We start from the raw sequence: 1,649 nt of genomic DNA, 5'->3' as shown, positions 1-1,649 counted from the left end.
ATAAAAGAAATGCTTTTAATGGCTCAGATAGAAGGAATTGTGAAAACTAAGCATCAGGCTGTCCAGTTTATAAAATCTATACAATAATCCCTCCGCCAAGTAAAATATCATCTTTATAAACAGCCAAAATCTGCCCTGAAGCAAATTTTACCTGAGGTTGTTTAAGTTTTATTTCTAAGATACCATTTTTATATGAAAAATCTTCCACTTCTACAGGTTTTTGTCTGTATCTACCCTGCACATTTAAATTTCCTTCCCATTTTTCAATTGGAAGATGAAAGTTAAAATCTTCTGCTTTTACAGTATCAGTTAAAAGATAATTATCTTCAGCAACTATAACTGTATTGTTTTCAACATTTTTATCAATTACATAAAGAGGCTTATGCCATCTAACGCCAAGTCCTCTCCTTTGACCTATTGTGTAATGGGCAAGTCCCCTGTGCTTGCCTAATTTTTTTCCTGATATATGTATAATGTCGCCTTTTTGCAGTTCAAAAATTTTGTTTTCTTCAATATACTCAGCCGGTGTTTTGCCTGCAGTAAAACATATTTCAAAGCTGTCTTTTTTTTGTGATACTGGAAGGCCGTATTTTTCAGCTATTTTCCTAACTTCTTCTTTTGTAAAATCTCCAAGTGGGAATAAAAGACCATTTAAAACTTCTTTTTCAACAAGAGCCATAAAGTAAGACTGGTCTTTTTTTAAATCTTTTCCTCTTTTAATAAGTTTTTGACCATTTATTTCTACGGTTTTTATGTAATGTCCTGTTGCTAAAAAATCTGCACCAAAAACAAGGTTTACATACTTATATAATCTTCCTGTTTTTATTTCTCTGTTGCATACACTACAGGGATTTGGAGTTTTTCCTTCTTTTAACTCATTTACAAAGTAATCTATGACCTTATTTTTAAAATCTTTCTCCCAGTCTATAGTGTAGTGTTCTATTCCTAAAAAAGAAGCCACTTTTTCTGCATCTTTTACATCTTGAGGAGAACAGCAAACCTGAATATCACAGGAGTTTTCTATAGATGAAAGCTTTAAAGTAATGCCTGTAACATCATATCCTTTTTCCTTAAGGAGTAGAGCAGCTACAGAGCTGTCCACTCCACCACTCATTCCAACTGCAACTTTCATTTATTTAGATATAAGTTCTCCCATTTTGAATATTGGTAGGTAAAGACCAATTATTATAAAACCAACTATTCCACCGATAAATACCATTAACAGTGGTTCAATTGTTGAAAGCAGTCCATCTACAGCTCTATCTACTTCATCTTCAAAGAATTCTGCGATAGTATCAAGCATTTCGTCCATTCTACCTGTTTCTTCACCTACCTTTAACATGGATATAAATATAGGAGGGAATATTTTAGGGTCAAGGGAAGACCAGAGAGGTTTACCTTGTTCTACGTCATCTCTTGCTTTCATTATAGCTTCTTCAATAATTATATTACCAGTGGTCTTAGATGCAATTTCAAGTGCTCTTATAATAGGAACTCCTCCAGCTATAAGAGTTGCAAACGTTCTTGCAAATTTTGCAATAGCACCTTTTAAAAAAATCTGCCCCAATAAAGGAAGTTTCAGCATAATGCGATGATAAACCTTTTTACCTTTAGGGGTTTTATAAAGGTAAGAGTTTATCCCAAAAACG

Annotated in this window: 2 protein-coding genes; both read right to left on the bottom strand. The window is 33.3% G+C overall.

Translation table 11 applies throughout. The annotated features are described in order from the left end of the window. Window positions 1–76 precede the first annotated feature (76 nt). Window positions 77–1,132: a tRNA 2-thiouridine(34) synthase MnmA gene (gene mnmA / locus HG1285_RS02405; RefSeq protein WP_008289139.1), complete on the bottom strand. Its 1,056-nt coding sequence runs from the start codon at window positions 1,130–1,132 to the stop codon at window positions 77–79. Further along, on the bottom strand, window positions 1,133–1,649 hold a 517-nt coding region (locus HG1285_RS02410), incomplete at its 5' end, for a type II secretion system F family protein (protein WP_008289138.1). It lies immediately after the preceding gene.

Source organism: Hydrogenivirga sp. 128-5-R1-1, from assembly GCF_000171895.1.
This window is presented reverse-complemented; position numbering and strand designations above follow the sequence as displayed.